Below are 19,783 nucleotides of genomic sequence, written 5' to 3'. Positions count from 1 at the left end.
CTCTTCTGGAGCCTCCCCAGCAAAACCCAGCTCTATTTCCTCATCTGGAACGGCTTCGGCCTCATCGTCTATTTCGGATATGGCATGCGCAAAAGCCTAGCAAAATAAGGGGTGCTTATGGGAAGGATGCTCTGTCTCGCGGCGCTGATCGCCGCGAGTTCGACCGGTGCCTTTGCCAAGACCATCACGGTCGAGGCGGGGCCTGACGCGCAGGAACGGCTGCAGACCGCGCTGATCGAGGCGACGCCCGGCGATATCGTGCAGATCGGCGAGGGCCGGTTCGAGCTGACCGACGGCCTGTCGCTCGACGTTCCGCGCGTCACCGTGCGGGGCACCGGCATCGACGGCAGCGTCCTCAGCTTCAAGGGGCAGCAGGGGGCGGGCGAGGGGCTGCTCGTCACGTCGGACGATGTCGTGCTGCGCGATTTCGCGGTCGAGGACAGCAAGGGTGACGGCATCAAGTCCAAGGGTGCCGACCGCATCGTCTATCACAATATCCGCGTGGAATGGACCGGCGGGCCGAAGCCGACCAACGGCGCCTATGGCATCTATCCCGTCGAATCGCAGGATGTGCTGATCGATACGGTCCTGGTGCGCGGTGCGTCCGATGCGGGCATCTATGTCGGCCAGTCGCGCCGGATCGTCGTCCGCAACTCCCGCGCCGAGCGTAACGTGGCGGGCATCGAGATCGAGAATAGCTTCGAAGCCGACGTCCACGATAATATCGCGCAATATAATACGGGTGGCATCCTGATCTTCGACCTGCCCAATCTGCCCCAGATGGGCGGGCATTCGATCCGCGTGTTCGACAATATCGTCGCCGACAACGACACCCCGAATTTCGCGCCCAAGGGCAATATCGTCGCCACCGTGCCGATGGGGACGGGGGTGATGATCATGGCCAATCGCGACGTCCATGTCTTCAACAACGCGATGGAGCAGAACGCCACGGCCAATGTCATGATCGTCGCGTATAAACAGGCATTCGACGATCCCAAATATGAGCCGCGCGTGCGCAATGTCGTGGTGCGCGACAATGTCCATGGGCGCGCGGGCTTCGCCCCCGATTTTCCGGGCGGCAAGGAATTGGCGGCAGCGATGGGCGGATCGCTGCTGCCGATCTTCTGGGACGGCGTCGGCGGCGCGGACGCGAATATCCGCGTGACCGATCAGGTCGGCGTGCTCAGCCTCAATCTGGCCAAACCGACTTCGCCAGTGACCGAGGCCAAGCCGGCGCCTGCTGACCTCTCGAGCGGGGAGGTGATTGCGGAACCTAAGCCGGTCGTGCTGCCGGCAGCGATGGAGGCGGCGATCAGGTGACTTCAAAGGGCGCCTGTCCCTTTAAACGTCACCCCAGCGAAAGCTGGGATCCATACGATCCTCCAAACGCGCGGAGGGCGGTCGGCATTGCATGGGCTCTAGCTCTCGCTGGAGCGACAGGGAAAGGTTGATGATCCGGCGTGTCGCCTTGGCCATCGCGTGGCTGCTCGTTACCAGTGCGGCACCCGCACCCGTCGCACTCGACCTCATCCTCGGCGATACGCTGCCGCCCAGGCTCTCCGATTTCAGACTGTTCACCGACGCGCGCGGCATCGAACCCAATGCCGGCGTCGAGCCCTATAGCCTCAACACCCCGCTCTTCTCCGATTATGCGGAGAAGTTCCGCTATCTCTACCTGCCGCCCGGCACCAGGACGCGCCCCAATGGCGACGGCCTGCCGGACTTTCCGGTGGGCACGGTGCTGGTCAAGAGCTTCGGCTATCCCGCCGATATGCGGCATCCCGATCGCGATATCCGCATCATCGAGACCCGTCTATTGATCCGCCGCGCAACCGGCTGGGTGGCACTGCCCTATGTCTGGAATGCCGAACTCGGCGATGCCGAACTGAAGCGCGGCGGCCGGCGATTGCCGGTCGGCTGGATCGACGCCAAGGGGCAGAGCCGCAGCATCAGCTATGCCGTGCCCAATCAGAATCAATGCAAGGAATGCCATGGCCTGTCGGGTGAGATCACGCCGATCGGGCCCAAGGCGCGCAACATGCGCGGTCGGCCGGGCGCGACATTGCCTGCCTGGGATGATCCGGCCACCGGATCGCTCGACGGACGCGCGCGTGCCTATCTCGACGTCAATTGCGGCCATTGTCACAACCCCAGGGGCGCGGCGAGCAATTCGGGGCTGTTCCTCACCTGGGAGGAGCGCGATCGCGTCGCGCTGGGCATCGGCAAGCGCCCCGTCGCGGCCGGCCGCGGCAGCGGTGGGCTGGATTTCGATATCGCGCCCGGCCATCCCGAACGCTCGATCCTGACATTCCGCATGAAGACCACCGAGCCGGGGCTCGCCATGCCCGAGCTTGGACGCGCCACCGTCCATGACGAGGCGGTCGCGCTTCTCGAGGACTGGATTCGTGCGACGAATTGAGAGGCTTTTGAGAAAGCCGGTACCAGCCCGCTCCCCCCCCCAACCACCCGACAGGATCATGCTGGATCGGGAGGTTGGGCGGGGGAGTGGGCTGGCACCGCCTAAGAAAGCGCTCTTCCGCGCTTTCTTAAACGGACTTTGCCCGCAAGGGTCTTGCCGATCGCGCGGCGGCAGTGTTGATGGGCGACTAATCTCAATCAAGGTGACGGCATGAGCAGCGAATGGACCATCGGCGTGGTCGGGGGATCCGGCGTCTATGCGATCGACGGTCTCGAAGACCCGCAATGGATCGCGATTGACACGCCCTGGGGCGCCCCTTCGGATGAATTGCTGACTGGCTGCATCGAAGGCGTGAAGTTCGTCTTCCTGCCCCGCCATGGTCGCGGCCATCGCATTTCCCCGAGCGAACTCAATGCGCGCGCCAATATCGACGCGTTGAAGCGCGCAGGCTGCACCGACCTGATCTCGCTCTCCGCGATCGGCTCGCTTCAGGAACATCTGCCGCCCGGCAAGTTCGTGGTGATCGATCAGTTCGTCGATCGCACCTTCGCGCGCGTGAAGAGCTTTTTCGGCACGGGGTGCGTCGCGCATGTCTCGGTCGCCGATCCGGTCTGTCCCCGGCTGTCGGCGATGCTCGCGGCCGCCGGCCGCGCAGTGGGCGCCGATATCCATGAGGGCGCGACCCAGCTGGTGATGGAAGGACCGCAATTCTCGACGCGCGCCGAAAGCCGGCTCTATCGTCAATGGGGCTGCGACGTCATCGGCATGACCGCGATGCCCGAGGCCAAGCTGGCGCGCGAGGCGGAGCTTCCCTACGCGGTGGTGGGGATGGTGACCGACTATGACAGCTGGCGCGAGGGAGAGGGCCATGTCGAGGTGGACGAAGTCATCGCGCAGCTCATCGCGAACAGCGGGCTGGCGAAGCAGCTCGTCGTCGAATTCGCGCGGTCGCTGCCGGCAGTGCGGCCGCCTTCGCCGATCGATACCGCGCTCGACGTCGCGCTGATGACCGCGCCCGAAAAGCGCGATCCGATGCTGATGGCAAAGCTCGACGCGATCACCGCGCGGGTGCTGGGCAGCCGGTGATCCGACGGTGAGCTGGTCCTTTTCGATCGATCGCGGCGGCACCTTTACCGACATCGTCGCGCGGACACCCAAGGGGCGCGTGCTGACCGCCAAGCTGTTGTCGGAGAATCCGGGCCAATATGAGGATGCGGCGACCGCGGGCATCCGCATGCTGATGGATGCGCATGGCGGCGGCACGATCGAATCGGTCAAGATGGGCACCACCGTTGCCACCAATGCGCTGCTCGAACGCAAGGGCGAGCGGACCCTGCTCGCGATCACGCGGGGCTTCGGCGACGCGCTCAGGATCGGGCATCAGGCGCGTCCGGACATCTTCGCGCGCAGGATCGTCCTGCCCGAACCGCTTTACGATCGTGTCGTGGAGATCGACGAGCGCGTGACGGCTGACGGTACGGTGCTGCAGCCGATCGATCTGGGCGCTGCAGAACGCGCGTTCCGGGCCGCTTATGGCGATGGTATCCGGGCGATCGCCATCGTCCTGATGCATGGCTGGCACTGGACCGACCATGAGGCGGCGCTTGCCGATCTCGCCCGGGAGATCGGCTTTGTGCAGGTTTCGGCGAGCCATCGGGTGGGGCCACTGATCAAGCTGATCGGCCGCGGCGATACCACAGTGGTCGATGCCTATCTCTCCCCGGTGCTCAGACGCTATGTCGATCGCGTCGTCGGCGCGCTCGACAGTGAAGCGCACCTGCTGTTCATGCAGTCGAGCGGCGGGTTGATCGAGCATGACGGGCTCCAGGGCAAGGATGCGATCCTGTCCGGCCCGGCGGGCGGCATCGTCGGCATGGTCCGGACCGCCGCCCAGGCGGGGCACAGCCGCGTCATCGGCTTCGACATGGGAGGCACCTCGACCGACGTCTCGCATTATGCGGGCGAATATGAGCGCACCGCAGAGACCATGGTCGCGGGTGTCCGCGTTCGTGCGCCTATGCTGGAGATCCACACCGTCGCGGCGGGCGGTGGCTCGATCTGTCATTTCGACGGTACGCGTTTCAGGGTAGGCCCCGATTCCGCCGGCGCGGTTCCCGGACCCGCCTGTTATCGGCGCGGCGGTCCGCTGACCGTGACCGACTGCAACCTGCTGCTCGGCAAGATCAGGCCTGACTATTTTCCGGCGGTGTTCGGCCCCGATGGCAACCAGCCGATCGACGTCGATGTGGTGCGGACGCGGTTCACCGCGCTGGCTGACGAGATCACGGCCGCAACGGGAACGCCGATGACGCCGGAGGAGGTCGCCAAAGGCTTTCTGCGCATCGCGATCGACAATATGGCGAACGCGATCAAGAAGATCTCGATCGCGCGCGGGCATGACGTGACGCGCTACACGCTCACCTGCTTTGGCGGCGCGGGCGGGCAGCATGCCTGTCTGGTCGCGGATGCGCTCGGCATGGAACGGGTCCTGATCCATCCGCTTGCCGGCGTGCTTTCGGCCTATGGCATGGGACTCGCCGACATCAGCGTGATGCGGCAGGAATCGTTCGGCCGGCCGCTGGGCAGCAATCTCGTGCGGATCGACCGGTTGGCGCGCGAGGCGCTGAACACGCTACGCGCGCAGGACGTGCCGCTCGCGCATAGCCAGGTTCATCGCCGTGCGGCGTTGCGCTACGAAGGCAGCGACAGCACGATCGAGCTTCCGCTGGGGCTGTCCGACGAGATGCACCTCGAATTCGAGGCACGGCACCAGACGCGCTTCGGCTTCATCTCTCCGGACACGCCCGTCATCGTCGAGACGTTGATCGCCGAGGCGATCGGACGGTCATGGGATGAAGGCGGGCTGCTCGATATTCCGCGGGAAGCGCAGGACCAGGCGGCGCCCGAAGCGCGCCTGATGCCCGGCTATGGCAGCATCCATGACCGGGCGTCGTTGCGCGAGCGTGCGCGCGTCGTCGGGCCGGCGCTGATCGTCGACGCGTCGGCCACCACGGTCGTCGAGCCCGGCTGGCAGGCGGAGGTCGATGCGATCGGCAATTTGCTGCTGACGCGTGCCGTCCCGCGCGAGATGGTTCACGCGATCGGCACCGATGCCGATCCGGTGATGCTCGAGATCTTCAACAATCTCTTCATGGCGATCGCCGAGGAAATGGGGGTCGCGCTCCAGAACACCGCGAGTTCGGTCAATATCAAGGAACGGCTCGACTTCTCCTGCGCGCTGTTCGCCGCCGACGGTGCGCTGATCGCCAATGCGCCGCATATCCCGGTCCATCTGGGGTCGATGGGCGACAGTATCCGCACCATCATCGACGCGCGCGGCGTCAATACCAGGGGCGCCCCCAATGACGGACGCGGGATGAAACCCGGCGACGTCTATGTGCTCAACGCACCCTATCGGGGCGGCACCCATCTGCCCGACATCACCGTCATCAAGCCGGTCTTCATCGATGGCCAAGCGGGGCCGGCCGCTTTCGTGGCGGCGCGCGGCCATCATGCCGATATCGGCGGGATCGCGCCGGGATCGATGCCGCCCGATAGCCGCAGCGTCGACGAGGAAGGGGTGCTGATCGACAATCACCTGCTCGTCGATGCCGGTCGTTTCCTCGAAGCCGAGATGCGTGCGCTGCTGGCCTCGGGCGCATGGCCGGCGCGCAATCCCGATCGCAATATCGCCGACCTGAAGGCGCAGATCGCGGCATGCGCGCGCGGCGAGAGCGAATTTCGCCGCGTCACCGCCGAATATGGCCCGGGCGTGGTCCGCGCCTATATGGGCCATGTCATCGCCAATGCCGAGGAAGCGGTTCGCCGGCTGATCGCGGGCCTCGTCGACGGTGCGGCGGAAGTGGAAATGGACAATGGCGCGGTGATCCGCGTCACGGTTTCGGTCGACAAGGCGGCGCGGTCGGCGCGCATCGACTTCACCGGCACCAGCGCGCAACTGCCCGACAATTTCAACGCACCTTATTCGATCTGCCGCGCGGCGACGCTCTACGTCTTCCGCACCCTGGTCGACGATGCGATCCCGATGAATGACGGGTGCCTGAAACCGATCGAGCTGATCGTGCCGGCCGGTTCGATGCTCAACCCGGTCTATCCAGCGGCGGTGGTCGCGGGCAATGTCGAGACCAGCCAGGCGATCACCGATGCGCTGTTCGCCGCGACCGGCGCGCTGGCCGGATCGCAGGGCACGATGAACAACTTCACCTTCGGCGACGCGCACCATCAATATTATGAGACGATCGCGGGCGGCTCGGGCGCCGGCCCCGGTTTCGACGGCGCGAGCGCGGTGCAGACGCATATGACCAACAGCCGGCTCACCGATCCCGAAATATTGGAGACGCGATTGCCCGTCCTGCTCGAATCCTTCTCGATCCGTCATGGATCGGGCGGCGGCGGGGCAAATGAAGGTGGCGATGGCGTGGTGCGCCGTGTCCGTTTCCTCGCGCCGATGCGCGCCTCGATCCTGTCCAATCGCCGCGCGGTGCCACCGCGTGGATTGATGGGCGGAGAGGATGGCGCGCCCGGCGTCAATCGCGTGATCCGGACAGACGGTGGCGAGGAACGGCTGTCGGCGACGGCGGGTGTCGACATGGCGGCGGGGGATGTGTTCGTGATCGAGACGCCGGGGGGTGGCGGATATGGTGCAAAGGACTGACAGGGCGATCTGGCCGCATCGGGGGATGCGGCGATGAGCTACCTCCCGCTGCTCGGCATTCTCGTCGTCGTCGCGGGGTTCCTGCTGCGCTTCAATCCGTTGCTGGTGGTCACTGTCGCCGCCTTCGTTACCGGGCTGGCGGCGGGCTTCGACTTTGCCGCGGTGCTCGCGGCGCTCGGCAAGGCGTTCAACGACAATCGCTTCGTCACGGTCGTCTATGTCGTGCTGCCGGTGATCGGCCTGCTCGAACGCTTCGGCCTGCAGCAACGCGCGCGAACGCTGATCTCCGGGCTGCGCGGCGCAACCGTCGGTCGGTTGCTGATCGTCTATCTTGCGCTGCGCCAGGGATTGTCCGCGCTCGGCCTGACCTCGGTTGCCGGTCATCCCCAGACCGTCCGTCCGCTGGTCGCGCCGATGGCCGAGGCCGCGGCGGAGCAGCAGGGCGTGCTCGGCGACGATGATCGCGAGACCGTGAAAAGCTATGCCGCCGCGACCGACAATGTCGGGCTGTTCTTCGGCGAGGACATCTTCATCGCGATCGCCTCGATCCTGTTGATCAAGGGGACGTTCGAAACCTACGGTATCGTGCTCGCGCCCCTGCAATTGTCGGTCTGGGCGATCCCGACCGCGATCCTCGCTTTCCTGATCCATGGCGGGCGGCTGCTGCTGCTCGACCGCAAACTCTCCGTGCGCGGCAAGGCGGAGGGTGAACCATGATCACGCTCGGCTGGCTCTATGCATTGGGTGGCGCGATGTTCGCGGCCTATGCGGTGCTGAGCGCGCGCGACCGGCACAACCCGAAACGCTGGGGCAATGCCGCATTCTGGGGGCTGCTCGCGCTGAGCTTTCTGGGCGGCAATCTGCTGGGCGATATCGGCAATGGCGTGCTCGTGCTGTGCCTGGTCGGGCTTGCCGGTTTCGGCGCGATCGGGCGCAGCGAGCCGGAAACGACGACGTGCGAGGCGCGCGAGGCCCATTCGCTGCGGCTCGGCAACCGGCTGTTCCTGCCGGCACTGATCATTCCCGCGACGGCATTCTTCGGTACGCTCGCCTATAACTACACACCGTTCGGGCAATCCGGCCTGTTCGATCCCAAATGGGTGACGCTGATCCTGCTCGGTACCGGCGCGCTGGCAGCCGTGGCGGTGACGATGGTCTGGCTTCGCCCGCCCGCGATCGCGCCGCTTCAGGAGGGGCGGCGGCTGATCGATTCGATCGGCTGGGCGGTCGTGCTGCCGCAGATGCTGGCCGCACTCGGTGCGGTCTTTGCGCTTGCCGGCGTGGGCGACATCATCGGCGCGCTTGCCGGATATGCGATACCGGAGGGCAACCGCTTCGTTGCCGTCACGGTCTATGCGCTGGGCATGGCGCTGTTCACGATGATCATGGGCAACGCCTTTGCCGCCTTTCCGGTGATGGCTGCCGCGATCGGCGTGCCGCTGCTGATCAAGGGCTATGGCGGCGACGCGGCGGTGATCGGCGCGATCGGCATGCTCGCCGGTTTCTGCGGCACGCTGATGACGCCGATGGCCGCGAACTTCAACATCGTGCCCGCCGCACTGCTCGATCTCAAGGACCGCAATGGTGTGATCAAGGCGCAGATCGGCACGGCATTGCCGTTACTCGTCTGCAACCTTCTGTTGATCTATTTTCTCGCCTTCCGATCGCGCTGATCTGATAGGGCGCGCGGCATGACCGCTCTCACCCAGGATCTCGCCGCGCGCTTCGCCACGATCGCGCTTGGCCATGTCACGCTCGAATATCCGCACAAGCTCGACCATATCATGGATGGGCCGGAGGATGTGCTTGGGCCCAAGGCCTTGCATCCGATCTTCCACGGCAGTTTCGACTGGCACAGTTGCGTCCACGGCTATTGGATGCTGCTGTCGCTCACCCGGCGCTTTCCGCAGGCGCCGTTCGCCGCGGAGGTGCGTGCTCTGGCCGATGCGATGCTGGTTCCGCACAAGGTGGCGGGCGAACTCGCCTATCTCGACCGTGCCTATACCGGCGGCTTCGAACGGCCTTATGGCTGGGCGTGGCTGCTGGCGCTGCACGGAGAGGCGGCCCGGCACGAGGATGCGGAATGGGGCGAAGCGCTGGAGCCGCTGGCGCGCGCCTTCGCGCAGCGCTTCCACGATTTCCTGCCGCGACAGACCTATCCGATCCGCACCGGCACGCATTACAGCACGGCCTTTGCGCTGGTGCTGGCGCTCGACTGGGCGGAGACGCACGATCCCGCGCTGGCGGAACTCGTCCGTGCACGTGCGGTCGACTATTTCGGCGGCGACCGCGCTTGCCCGGGATGGGAGCCGGGCGGCGACGAGTTCCTCTCATCGGCATTGATCGAGGCGCTGTGCATGCGCCGCGTTCTGCCCGCATCCGATTTCTGCGCCTGGTTTGCCGGCTTCCTGCCCGGCCTGGCGGCGCGCGAACCCGCCAGCCTGTTCACGCCTGCCTTCGTATCCGATCGCAGCGACGGCAAGATTGCGCATCTCGACGGCTTCAATCTCAGCCGCGCCTGGTGCTGGCGATCGCTGGTTCCGGTGCTGGATGCGCCCGAAAAGGGACTTGCGCTCGCCGCCGCCGACGCGCATCTCGCCGCGAGCCTGACGCATGTCGCGGGCGACTATATGGGCGAGCATTGGCTGGCGAGCTTTGCGCTGCTGGCCTTGACCGCGGGGGAGAGTGAATGAGCGGCGTGACCCTGTTCGACTATTTTCGCTCCTCCGCCAGCTACCGTGTCCGCATCGCGCTCAACCTGAAGGCGATTGCCTATGAGCGCGTCGACATCAGCCTGCTCGACGGCGATCAGCGGACGCCCGCCAATCTGGCGCGCAATCCGCAGGGTTTCGTACCGACGCTCGAGATTGACGGGCATCAACTGACCCAGAGTCTCGCGATCATCGACTATCTCGACGCGAAATATCCCGAGCCGCGCCTGGTTCCGCAGGATCCCGCCGCGCGCGCCAGGACGCTCGCCCAGGCACTGGTGATCTCGGCCGATATCCATCCGATCGATAATCTGCGGGTGCTGAACTATCTGAAGGATGTGCTCGGCGTCGACCAGGCCGGACGCGACGCCTGGTATCGCCACTGGGTTGCCGAGGGATTCCGCGCGCTCGAAGCGATGGCGGCGGATGCGGGCACCTTCCTGGGCGGTGACCGGCCCGGTCTCGCCGATATCTGCCTGGTGCCGCAGATGTTCAACGCGCGACGCTTCTCGCTGCCGCTCGACGATTATCCGATCCTGACCCGGATCGACGCCACCTGCACCGCGCTCGACCCGTTCGCCGCGGCACACCCCGATCGCGTGGGAGCGCCTTCATGATCCGTCGCCTTGGTTTCGCGCTTGCCTGTATCGCTACCCCGGCGCTGGCGGAGGAGCAGGATATCATCGTCACCGGCCATGGGCTGGAAGAGGCGAAGGGCGATGCCGCCTATGACATCGTCCGCATCGAACGCGACCGGCTGACCGGCAGCGCGAGCGGGCGGCTGGAGGATGTGCTCAAGGACGTCGCCGGATTGCAGCAGTTCCGCCGCTCCGATGCGCGCTCCGCCAATCCGACCAGCCAGGGCGTTACGTTGCGAGGGCTCGGTGGCAACGCGTCGAGCCGCGCGCTCGTGATTCTCGACGGCGTCCCGCAAAGCGATCCTTTTGGCGGCTGGATCAGCTGGCCGGCCTTTGCGCCGGGCCGGCTCGACCATGTCCGTGTCACGCGCGGCGGCGGCAGCGGCGTGCTCGGCGCGGGCGCGCTTGCCGGCACGATCGAATTGGCGAGTGCGGGGCCGGACACGCTGTCGCGCTTCGGTGGCGGCGTCGCTTATGGCAGCCGCGAATCGATCGCGGCGGACGCGACCGCGGCGCTGCCGCTGGGCGCGGGCTTTGCGACGATCAGCGCGGATTATGCGCGCAGCGACGGCTTCATCCCGATCGCGAAGGAGGATCGCGGACCGGCGGACCGGCGCGCGCCCTTTGAACAGGCGAGCATTGCGGCGCGCGCGGTGATTCCGGTCGGCGCCGACACCGAGCTTCAGGCGAACATGCTGGCCTTCACCGACGATCGCGATCGTGGTTTCGCATTCAGCGGCAATGGCGGCGACGGCGCCGATGCCAGCCTGCGCCTGGTCGGGCGCGGGCGCTGGGGCTATTCCGCGCTTGCCTATCTTCAGGTGCGCGATTTTTACAGCGGCTTTGCCAGCCTCAGCCCGGGGCGGACCACGGCGACGGCGGTTGCCGAACAATATAATGTTCCCTCGACGGGCCTCGGCGCGCGGTTCGAATTGCGGCCGCCACTCGGCGACACGCTCGAACTGCGCCTGGGCGCGGATTGGCGGCGGACGAGCGGCGTCACCAAGGAATATTTCTTCTACAATGCGGCGGGCGCACCGCAGCGCGGTCGCGAGGCGGGCGGGCATAGCGACACTGCCGGCGCCTTTGCCGAGCTGAGTGCCGATTTCGGCGATGCCCTGACCCTGACCGGCGCGGCACGGATCGATCGCTGGTGGATCGGGCAGGGCTTCCTGCGCGAGCGCAACCTGTCGGGCGGGCCGCTGATCACCAACGCCGCCTATCCCGCGCGCCAGGGCTGGGAGCCGACTGCGCGCGGCGGACTTGCCTTTCTCCCGGCCGAGACGGTGACGCTGCGGGCCGCCGCTTATCTCGGCTGGCGCCTGCCGACGCTCAACGAACTCTATCGGCCGTTCCGGGTGGGTAACGAAACGACGCAGGCCAATGCGGCACTCAGTCCCGAGCGACTGTCGGGCATCGAAGCGGGTATCGACTGGCGCCCGAGCGATTCGGCGCGGATCGGCGTGACCGTGTTCACCAACCGGATGAAGGACGCGATCGCCAACGTGACCGTCGTGCCGCGCGTCACGCGCCGCCGCCAGAATCTCGACGCGGTCCGCGCCCAGGGCGTCGAATTCGACGCCAGCTATTCTGCGGGCGATCTGCGCTTCGCTGCGTCCTATGCCTATACCGAAAGCGTCGTGCGCGCGTCCGGCCTGGCGCTGTCGCTTGACGGACTGCGTCCGGCGCAGACGCCGCGACATATGGCGTCGGCCACGCTCGGTTGGCAGCGGGCGTCTGGTCCTGCCGCCTCGGTGACGCTACGCTATGTCTCGGTGCAATATGAGGACGATTTGAACATCGTGCCGTTGCGCGATGCCCTGACCGCCGACGCGCGTGTGCTGTTTCCGATCACCAGGGGATTGTCGATCGAGGCGCGCGGCGAGAATCTGGGCAATGTCCGCGTCGATGCGGCGCGCAGTGACGATGGCGTGATCGAGCGCGCCAGTCCGCGCACCTTGTGGCTCGGCCTGCGTGTCGCGACCTGATCGGGTCTGACGAAAAGGGGCGCGCGCGGTGTGGCGCTCCCGTGCGCCTCAGTCGGGCTTCTTCTTCGTGCTGCGATTGACGTAGAGCAGTGCGGCGACGATCGCCGCCGATCCGATCGCTGCGCCGAGTCCGGCGTTGGACCAGCGCGACGAGCGGGGTTCGCCCTTCGAAGCGGCATCCGCCTTTGCCTTTGCAGGTGCCCGCTTTGCCGGAGCGGCCTTCGCCGTGCGCTTGGGCGCAACGCGCTTTTTCGGGGCTTGCTTCGATTCGGGCTTATCGTCAGCCATCCGGCACTCCGCGCTACGCGATCCAGAAGAAAATGGTCGGGGAGAGAGGATTCGAACCTCCGGCCCCTGCCTCCCGAAGACAGTGCTCTACCAGGCTGAGCTACTCCCCGACCGATGCGGAACCGGCACGAAGCCGGTAGGCAGGCGGCGGCTTATAGCAGCGGTTTGGCGCATCGCAAGCCCGCTTCAATCACCACGTGCGGCGATCATCTCCGCGATGTTGACGAACTTGCCACGCGGGCTGCCGTCGCGGGCACGCGCGACCTCCGCAGCCTCGATCTTCTGCCAGTCGCGAAAGGTGACGACGTCGACGTTGCGCGCGGAAAGCAGTGCATCGAGCCCCGTCCGCCCGGCCTTGCGCGACGGATCGGGCAGGTCGGCGGCGATCTTTTCGGCGATCATCTGCCCATCGGGCCGGTTGGTGCCGATCGTGCCGGTGGGGCCGCGCCGCGCCCAGCCGACGCAATAGAGGCCGGGCAGGATGCGTCCTTCGTCATTGGCGAAGCGTCCGCGACCATGTTCGTAGGGGACGCCCTCGATCTTCGGTGTGCTGTAGCCGATGCAACTCACCACCAGTCCGCAGGGAATGGTGTAGCGTTCTCCGGTCCCGCGCGACCGCAGATCGGCATCGAGCACGGTGCGCTCGACGATCACGCGCTCGACCTTGCCGTCGCCTTCGATCGCGACGGGCATCGCGAAAAAGTCGAAATCGATCGCGATCGACTTGGTTGTGCCGGCCGCGGCGAAATCGCGCAGATGTGTCACCGACTTGCGCATACCCGGTTCGAGCAGGGCATCGTCGCCGACGGGTGGCAGGTCGGCAGGGTCGACATGCGGCGCGGCGCGTTCCAGATGGCCGAGCTCGCCCAGCTCCTTGGGCGTCATCGCGATCTGATGGGGCCCGCGCCGGCCGAGGATCGAGATGGTGCGGATCGACGATCCCGCCAGCGCGCCCAGGGCGTGATCGACGATATCGGAGCCGGCGAACTCCGCCGGGGTCTTGGAGAGGATACGCGCGACGTCGAGCGCGACATTGCCGTTGCCGACCACGACGGCGCCGTCCACGTCGAGCGGCGGCGCCAGATCGGCGAAATCGGGATGTCCGTTATACCAGCCGACAAACGCCGCCGAGCCGACCACGCCGGGCAGATCGTCGCCGGTTATGCCGAGCGGGCGATCATTGGGCGCGCCGGTCGCGAGCACCACCGCGTCGTAGAGCGACTGGAGTTCGTCGATGCTCACATCGCGTCCGACCGAGACATTGCCGACGAAGCGGACATTGTCGCTGAGCGCGACGGCTTCGTAGCGGCGCGAGACCGCCTTGATCGACTGATGATCGGGCGCGACGCCGAAGCGGATCAGGCCATAGGGGACGGGCAGGCCGTCGATCACGTCGATCCTGACGTCGCCGCCGAACAGCTTCTGACAGGCTTCGGCCGTATAATAGCCGGCGGGCCCGGAACCGATCACCGCAATATGCCGCATGGGCCATTCTCTCCTGATTTTTGAGGATCGTAACGCGGCGAGAAAGCGGCGCAAGGGGCGTTGGCAAGTGCGGTCGGCCGCTGCTATCGCATGGTGGTGAGCACGCTCGAAATCATTGCGGTGATCCTTGGCGTGATCAACGTGACGCTCGTCGTGCTGCGCAGCATCTGGAATTATCCCTTCGGGATCGTGATGGTCTCGCTCTACGCGGTGATCTTCTACCAGACCAAGCTCTACAGCGATGCGCTGCTCCAGATCTTTTTCTTCGTCGTCCAGATCTATGGATGGTGGTCGTGGCAGCGGGCGAGGGCGGAGACGGGCGAGGTGCGCGTCGAACTGCTCTCCAACACCGCACGGATCGGCTGGGTCGTTGCCCTGATCGCGCTGACCATCGCGTGGGGATGGATGATGGACACGCGCACCGATGCGCATTTCCCCTATTGGGATGGCGCGATCGCGATGATGAGCGTCGCCGCGCAGATCCTGATGTCGCGGCGCTATCTGGAGAACTGGATCCTGTGGATCCTGGTCGATGTGCTCGCGGTCGGCCTCTATTGGGTCAAGGATCTGAAGCTGACATCGGCGCTCTATGTTGTCTTTCTCGCGCTTTCGATCTGGGGGTTCGAGGAATGGATGCGCGCGCGCAGGGCGAGCAGGCAGACCGCGTGACCACGGGATTCGTGCTGGGAAAATTCATGCCGCCGCATCAGGGCCATGTCCTGCTGTGCGAGACGGCGCGTGCGCTGGTCGACCGGCTGACCATCCTCGTCTGCTGGCTGCCTGACGATCCCGTTCCGGGTCCCCTGCGGCTGCAATGGATGCGCGAACTGTTTCCCGACTGCGATGTGATCGGCCATGACGCGATCGTGCCGCAGGAACCCGCCGAGCATCCCGATTTCTGGCCGATCTGGCGGGGCATCGTGACGGCCGCGCATCCCGCGCCGATCGATTTCGTCTTCGCGTCCGACGCCTATGGCCAGCGGCTTGCCGACGAGGTTGGTGCGCGATTCCTGCCGGGCGATCCGGACAGGCAGGCGGTGCCGATATCGGCAAGCGCCATCCGCGCCGATCCCTGGCGGCATTGGCGCGATATTCCCGTGCCCGTACGGCCCTATTATGCGCGGACCATCTGCCTGCACGGCCCCGAGAGCGTCGGCAAATCCGCCCTGTCGATCAGGCTGGCCGAACATTTCGATACCAATCTGGTCCCCGAATATGGGCGGACCTGGTGCGAGCAGTTCGGCACCGACCTGACGATGGACGATCTGGTGTGGATCGCACGCGGCCATGACGCGATGACGCGCGCGGCGCTGCGCCAATGCAATCGCCGGCTGATCCTCGACACCGATCCGCTGATGACGGCGGCATGGGCGGATATGTTGTTCGGCCGACGGGATCCCTGGTTCGATGCCTGGAATGCGACGGCCGATCTCTATCTGCTGCTCGATACCGATCTGCCCTGGCATGACGACGGCACCAGGCTGTTCGGCACGCCCGCCGACCGGGCGCGCTTCCTCGATGCGTCTCGGGCGGAGCTCGAGCGGCGCGGGGTTCGCTGGGCCATGGTGCGCGGCGAGGGCGAGGCGCGGTTCGAGAATGCGCTGGCCGCGATTGAGGCGGCTGGATTGAGCTGAGCCTCTCCCCCTCCCGCAAACGGGAAGGGGGACTGGCTTCAGCGCCGCACCGGCAGTTCAATGTACGACGCGTTCTCGCCGTCATGGTGGATGGCATTGTCCGCCACCACGCCCTTGCTTTCGCTTTCGTTCGGACCGCCCGTGTTCAGGTTGCGGACGAATTTGGGAAAGCTGGACGAGCTCACTTCGACGCGGATGCGATGGCCGGTGCCGAACTGGATGCTTGTCGTCATCGGCGTCGGGCGGATTGTATAGACCTTGCCCGGCTCCATCATCTTCGGCTTGTCATATCCGTCGCGGTAGCGTGCGCGGAAGATCGTGTCGGCGATGATCCAGGCGGTGCCGTCGGGTGCGACGTCGACGAGCTTGACCGTATAGTCGGTGTCCTTCGCGCTCGATGAGACCTTGAGCACCGAATCGACGAAGCCGCTGACGTTGAGCGGGGCCTTCAGCGGTTCGCTGGTATAGACGAGCACGTCGTTGCGCGTTTCCACGCCGCGCTGGTCGAAGGCGCCGGGCACGACGATCCCGCCATTGCAGCAATCGCCGCCGCCGACGGTCTGCACCGGATTCATCGGATCGTAGCGATAGCGATCCGCGGCTTCGCCAGCCGGGGGCGCTGCACCCTCCAGCCGGCCATTGCCGTTAAGGCTGTTCGCGCCGCCGCCGCTGCGCAGATACAGGCGCATCATCTCGGTGCCCTTGGGCGGCCAGCTCTCGGCATTCTGCCAGCGATTGGCGCCCATCTGGTAGAATTGCACGCGCGGCGTGGCGGCGGGCCAGGCGGCGGCATTGCCCTTCAGCCAGCGATCGAACCAGGCGAAGATCGTGCCCGTGGTCTCGAAGCTGGTGTCGCCCATGTCGCGCTCGCCGACGACGGTCTTGGGGCCCTGCTGCCAATATTGGCAATGCGGCATCGGGCCGATCACCGCATATTGGTTGGCGCTCGCTTCCTTGTCGGTGCCCGCCGCCTGCGCGTGGTTGAACAGTTCCAGATTGGGGCCGATCGACACGTCGTACCAGCTGTTGAACCACAGAGCGGGCACGCCCCAGCCCATATCGTCGTGATAGAGCCCGCCCTTGCGCCAGCCGGGATCGGCCGGCGTACGCTTGATGAACTGCTCGAAGGTCGCCGGCGGCTCACCCAGGTCGGAGAGCATCTGATCGACCGGCAGATGCTTGATCTGCTTGTTCCAGTCGACCTTGGGCTTGGCCGCGTCGAGATCGTTGTAGCTCGCGATACGGGTGCGGATCGCGGGATCGAGGCCCTTGGGCAGTTCGGCGCGCAACGGATTGTCGACGCCGTAGAGCCACACGAAGAACAGGTTGCGTGGTACGCCGCCGGTGTACCAATTGCCTTGTTCCTGGAAACGGCCGACCTTGCCGATGCCGGCGCCCGAGGCCATCGGCACCATCGCCGCATGCGCGGGGTGGTTCTGCGCGGCGAGCGCGAGCTGCCATTCGGCGGAGGAGGAGCAGCCGACCGTGCCGACCTTGTGGTTGGACCAAGGCTGTTTCGAGATCCAGCTCAGCATGTCGTAGCCGTCGGTCTGCGGATAGCCGAGGATTTCGAATTTGCCTTCGGAGAAATAGCGGCCGCGCTCGTTCTGGACGATGAAGACATAGCCACGCTTGACCGCTTCCAGCGCCAGCCGCTGGGTGCTGCCGCGCAGGACATGCTCGTTATACGGCGTCTTCAACAATATGGTGGGGAGCGGGCCGGTCGCGCCCTTGGGTTTGTAGATGTTGGTCGACAGGCCGATGCCGTCGCGCATCGGCACCAGTATCGCGATCTCGGCAGAAGCGGAGTCCGCCATTTCCTTGGCCGCCGCCTCGGGCGTGTATTTCGAATAATCCTGCGCGACGACAGGCATATGGAGCGTCAATGCCACGGATATGGCCAGGACGGCACGTTTCATCTGACGATCTCCCCCTTCATTTTCTGCGCGTGTTCTTCCGACACGCGTGCATATTGTCAAGAAACTGGCGCTATCAGGACAAGTTTTTCCTATGGGAAAATGTGTCCCGATATCGCCCGGGCCAAGTCAGGGGGCGATGCCGAGCCCGTCGCCATTCTTGCCGGCGGGCAGGCGGCGGAGCACCGTGCCGGTCTTCATATCGATCTCGGCGATCTCGTTGCGATAGGTTTCTGCGGCATAGAGACGCTTGCCGTCGCGCGAGAACAGGATGGTGACCTGACCGGCGTCCTTCTGGCCGCTGACCGGCACGGTCCGCAGCACCTTGCGCTTGGCGACATCGATCAGCGTCAGCGTGCCCGCTTCGAGATTGGAAGTGACTGCGGTCTTGCCGTCGGGACTGATCGCGACGCGGATCGCGACCGGATCGACCGGCAAGGTCGCGACGGTCTTCAAGGTCGCGGTGTCGACGATGCGGACATGCGGTGCCGAGAGGTCGCCGACCCAGAGCTGTTTGCCATTGGGCGTCAGCGCGATGCCTTCGGGGCGCCCGCCCACGGGGATGTCGGCGATCTTCACGCGCTTGTCGATATCGACGACGCTGACCGTGCCCGATGCGATATTGGCGACATAAGCGCGTCCGCCCGCCGGCGCGATCGCGACCATATGCGATCCCAACTGATCGGTGGAGACCGCGCCGACTGCTCCGGTCGCGGGATCGACCAGGGTCAGCGACTTGCTCTTTTCGGTGGTGACGACCAGCCGGCCGTCGCGCAGCCAGGCGATGCCGTGCGGCGCGACATTGGGCGAAAGGTCGATCCGCTTGACCCGGCTGGCGCTTGCCACGTCGAAGATATCCAGCGTCGTTCCGCCATAGGCGACGACCGCGGCCTGCTTGCCGTCGGGCGAGATCGCGATCTCGTGCGGCATATGCGCGGTCTCGACGCGCGCGCGCTCCTTGCCGGTGGCGAGATCGATGAAGCTCACCGTATCCTCCGCCTTGTTGCCGACCAGCAACGTCTCGGCAGCAGCGGGGGCGGTGAATGCGAGGCTCAGGACAAGCAGGGCGAATGGGCGCATCGGGGTCTCTCCTTTGCGCGGATGAATACGCAGGAACCGCGTAAAAACAAAGCGCCGCCCCGGCGGACCGGGACGGCGCTTCGTTTGCCTTTGCCTGTCGCTTATTTGCGCGCGACGGGCGCCGCGGCTGCCGCATTTTCGGGCAGGCCGCCGAGCTGGGTGACCAGCTTGGTATAGGCGTCGAGATAAGCGAGCACGATGACCTGGCCGATCTCGGTGTTCTGGTAGCCGCCACCGCCGGCTGCGGCGAGACCGCCACCCCACAGCGCGCCGCCGCCGCCGCCGAAGCTGACGTCGGACTTGCGGGCATAGCCCTCGGTCAGCGCCTCTTCCTCGGTGGTACGACCGTTGACGATCGAAAGCGTGACGTTCGCTTCCTTCTTCTTGACCGAGATTCCGCCGGCGATTCCACCGATCACGCGACCGGCGCCGCCGAACAGGCCGCCCAGTGCGCCGCCGAGCGCACCACCCGCGCCGCCGCCGCCGCCATTGGCGTTCGCGCCGACGATGTTGGGCTCGAGATAATAGTCAGCCGCCTTCACCTGGCCCTTGCCGAGGTTGGAGCCGGCCTGAAGCTCACCCGAATCGGCCATGGCGCGCTCCATCGCGCGGCTCTGCATCGCGCGGCCGCGATTGACGATGGTGAAGCAGCCGGACTGCTGGACGAACACTTTCAGGATCGCTTCCGGGCTGCCCAGATTATAGTCGCGCCACCACTGGGTGTCGGGCTCGACGATCGCGACCGAGCCGAGCTTGCGGGTGCAGCGCGGAATCTCCTGGGTGCCCTTGGACTGTTCCTGGCGGGCGGACGAGCCCTTCGTATCCTTCGCCAGCGCGGGCGAAACCGCGAGGCAGAGCGAGGATGCGACGAGCAACGAAGTCAATTTAACGGACACGATATTCTCCCCAATGAAAATCGGCATCGTGTTGCGTGACATTTTGCACGCGC

Annotated in this window: 16 protein-coding genes and 1 tRNA gene; 11 read left to right on the top strand and 6 right to left on the bottom strand. The window is 65.8% G+C overall.

Annotation, left to right across the window (positions count from 1 at the left end):
* Positions 1-117 precede the first annotated feature (117 nt).
* From AC3WN8_RS28400 to AC3WN8_RS28360, 9 genes are all read left to right on the top strand, one after another.
* Positions 118-1,320, top strand: a complete 1,203-nt coding sequence (locus AC3WN8_RS28400) for a parallel beta-helix domain-containing protein (RefSeq protein WP_492672883.1) — start codon at positions 118-120, stop codon at positions 1,318-1,320.
* Positions 1,321-1,450: 130 nt separating this feature from the next.
* The gene (locus tag AC3WN8_RS28395) at positions 1,451-2,419 is read left to right on the top strand and encodes an SO2930 family diheme c-type cytochrome (RefSeq protein WP_492672882.1); all 969 of its coding nucleotides are present in this window, start codon (positions 1,451-1,453) and stop codon (positions 2,417-2,419) included.
* Between the two features lie 210 nt (positions 2,420-2,629).
* Positions 2,630-3,505 (top strand): S-methyl-5'-thioadenosine phosphorylase, encoded by an 876-nt coding sequence (locus AC3WN8_RS28390; protein ID WP_492672881.1) that lies wholly within the window; start codon positions 2,630-2,632, stop codon positions 3,503-3,505.
* Positions 3,506-3,512: 7 nt separating this feature from the next.
* Complete coding sequence (locus tag AC3WN8_RS28385; RefSeq protein ID WP_492672880.1) at positions 3,513-7,094, top strand: hydantoinase B/oxoprolinase family protein; 3,582 nt, start codon at positions 3,513-3,515, stop codon at positions 7,092-7,094.
* Positions 7,095-7,127: 33 nt separating this feature from the next.
* Positions 7,128-7,811, top strand: coding sequence for a DUF969 domain-containing protein (locus tag AC3WN8_RS28380; RefSeq protein ID WP_492672879.1), 684 nt, complete (start codon positions 7,128-7,130; stop codon positions 7,809-7,811).
* Positions 7,808-8,767 (top strand): DUF979 domain-containing protein, encoded by a 960-nt coding sequence (locus tag AC3WN8_RS28375; RefSeq protein WP_492672878.1) that lies wholly within the window; start codon positions 7,808-7,810, stop codon positions 8,765-8,767. The genes AC3WN8_RS28380 and AC3WN8_RS28375 overlap by 4 nt, the downstream gene beginning before the upstream one ends.
* 18 nt (positions 8,768-8,785) lie before the next feature.
* Positions 8,786-9,787, top strand: a complete 1,002-nt coding sequence (locus AC3WN8_RS28370; protein ID WP_492672877.1) for a DUF2891 domain-containing protein — start codon at positions 8,786-8,788, stop codon at positions 9,785-9,787.
* Complete coding sequence (gene maiA, locus AC3WN8_RS28365; protein WP_492672876.1) at positions 9,784-10,422, top strand: maleylacetoacetate isomerase; 639 nt, start codon at positions 9,784-9,786, stop codon at positions 10,420-10,422. The genes AC3WN8_RS28370 and maiA overlap by 4 nt, the downstream gene beginning before the upstream one ends.
* The gene (locus tag AC3WN8_RS28360) at positions 10,419-12,431 is read left to right on the top strand and encodes a TonB-dependent receptor (protein WP_492672875.1); all 2,013 of its coding nucleotides are present in this window, start codon (positions 10,419-10,421) and stop codon (positions 12,429-12,431) included. The genes maiA and AC3WN8_RS28360 overlap by 4 nt, the downstream gene beginning before the upstream one ends.
* A 48-nt stretch (positions 12,432-12,479) precedes the next feature.
* Here the strand turns inward: AC3WN8_RS28360 and AC3WN8_RS28355 are convergent, their stop codons facing one another.
* From AC3WN8_RS28355 to AC3WN8_RS28345, 3 genes are all read right to left on the bottom strand, one after another.
* Positions 12,480-12,719, bottom strand: a complete 240-nt coding sequence (locus tag AC3WN8_RS28355; RefSeq protein WP_492672874.1) for a hypothetical protein — start codon at positions 12,717-12,719, stop codon at positions 12,480-12,482.
* 33 nt (positions 12,720-12,752) lie between these two features.
* Positions 12,753-12,829: transfer RNA gene (locus AC3WN8_RS28350), tRNA-Pro, on the bottom strand.
* 76 nt (positions 12,830-12,905) lie between these two features.
* Positions 12,906-14,204: an FAD-dependent oxidoreductase gene (locus AC3WN8_RS28345; RefSeq protein ID WP_492672873.1), complete on the bottom strand. Its 1,299-nt coding sequence runs from the start codon at positions 14,202-14,204 to the stop codon at positions 12,906-12,908.
* Between the two features lie 60 nt (positions 14,205-14,264).
* Here AC3WN8_RS28345 and pnuC point away from each other — a divergent pair, with 60 nt between their 5' ends.
* Entirely contained in the window at positions 14,265-14,873 is a 609-nt protein-coding gene (gene pnuC, locus AC3WN8_RS28340; protein WP_492672872.1) for a nicotinamide riboside transporter PnuC, read from the top strand.
* Positions 14,870-15,838 (top strand): AAA family ATPase, encoded by a 969-nt coding sequence (locus tag AC3WN8_RS28335; protein WP_492672871.1) that lies wholly within the window; start codon positions 14,870-14,872, stop codon positions 15,836-15,838. The genes pnuC and AC3WN8_RS28335 overlap by 4 nt, the downstream gene beginning before the upstream one ends.
* Before the next feature lie 38 nt (positions 15,839-15,876).
* Here the strand turns inward: AC3WN8_RS28335 and AC3WN8_RS28330 are convergent, their stop codons facing one another.
* The 3 genes from AC3WN8_RS28330 to AC3WN8_RS28320 form a co-directional block, all read right to left on the bottom strand.
* Entirely contained in the window at positions 15,877-17,757 is a 1,881-nt protein-coding gene (locus AC3WN8_RS28330) for a CocE/NonD family hydrolase (protein WP_492672870.1), read from the bottom strand.
* A gap of 126 nt (positions 17,758-17,883) precedes the next feature.
* Positions 17,884-18,834 carry a beta-propeller fold lactonase family protein gene (locus tag AC3WN8_RS28325; protein ID WP_492672869.1) on the bottom strand — a complete coding sequence of 317 codons (951 nt, stop codon included), beginning with the start codon at positions 18,832-18,834 and terminating at the stop codon, positions 17,884-17,886.
* Positions 18,835-18,935: 101 nt separating this feature from the next.
* On the bottom strand, positions 18,936-19,709 hold the full coding sequence (locus AC3WN8_RS28320; RefSeq protein ID WP_492672884.1) for a CsgG/HfaB family protein: 774 nt from the start codon (positions 19,707-19,709) through the stop codon (positions 18,936-18,938).
* Positions 19,710-19,783: the final 74 nt, after the last annotated feature.

This window comes from Sphingobium sp. FW305-3-2-15-F-TSA7, from assembly GCF_058787155.1.
The sequence above is the reverse complement of the archived record's forward strand: the minus strand, read 5'-3'. Positions and strand labels throughout refer to the sequence as shown.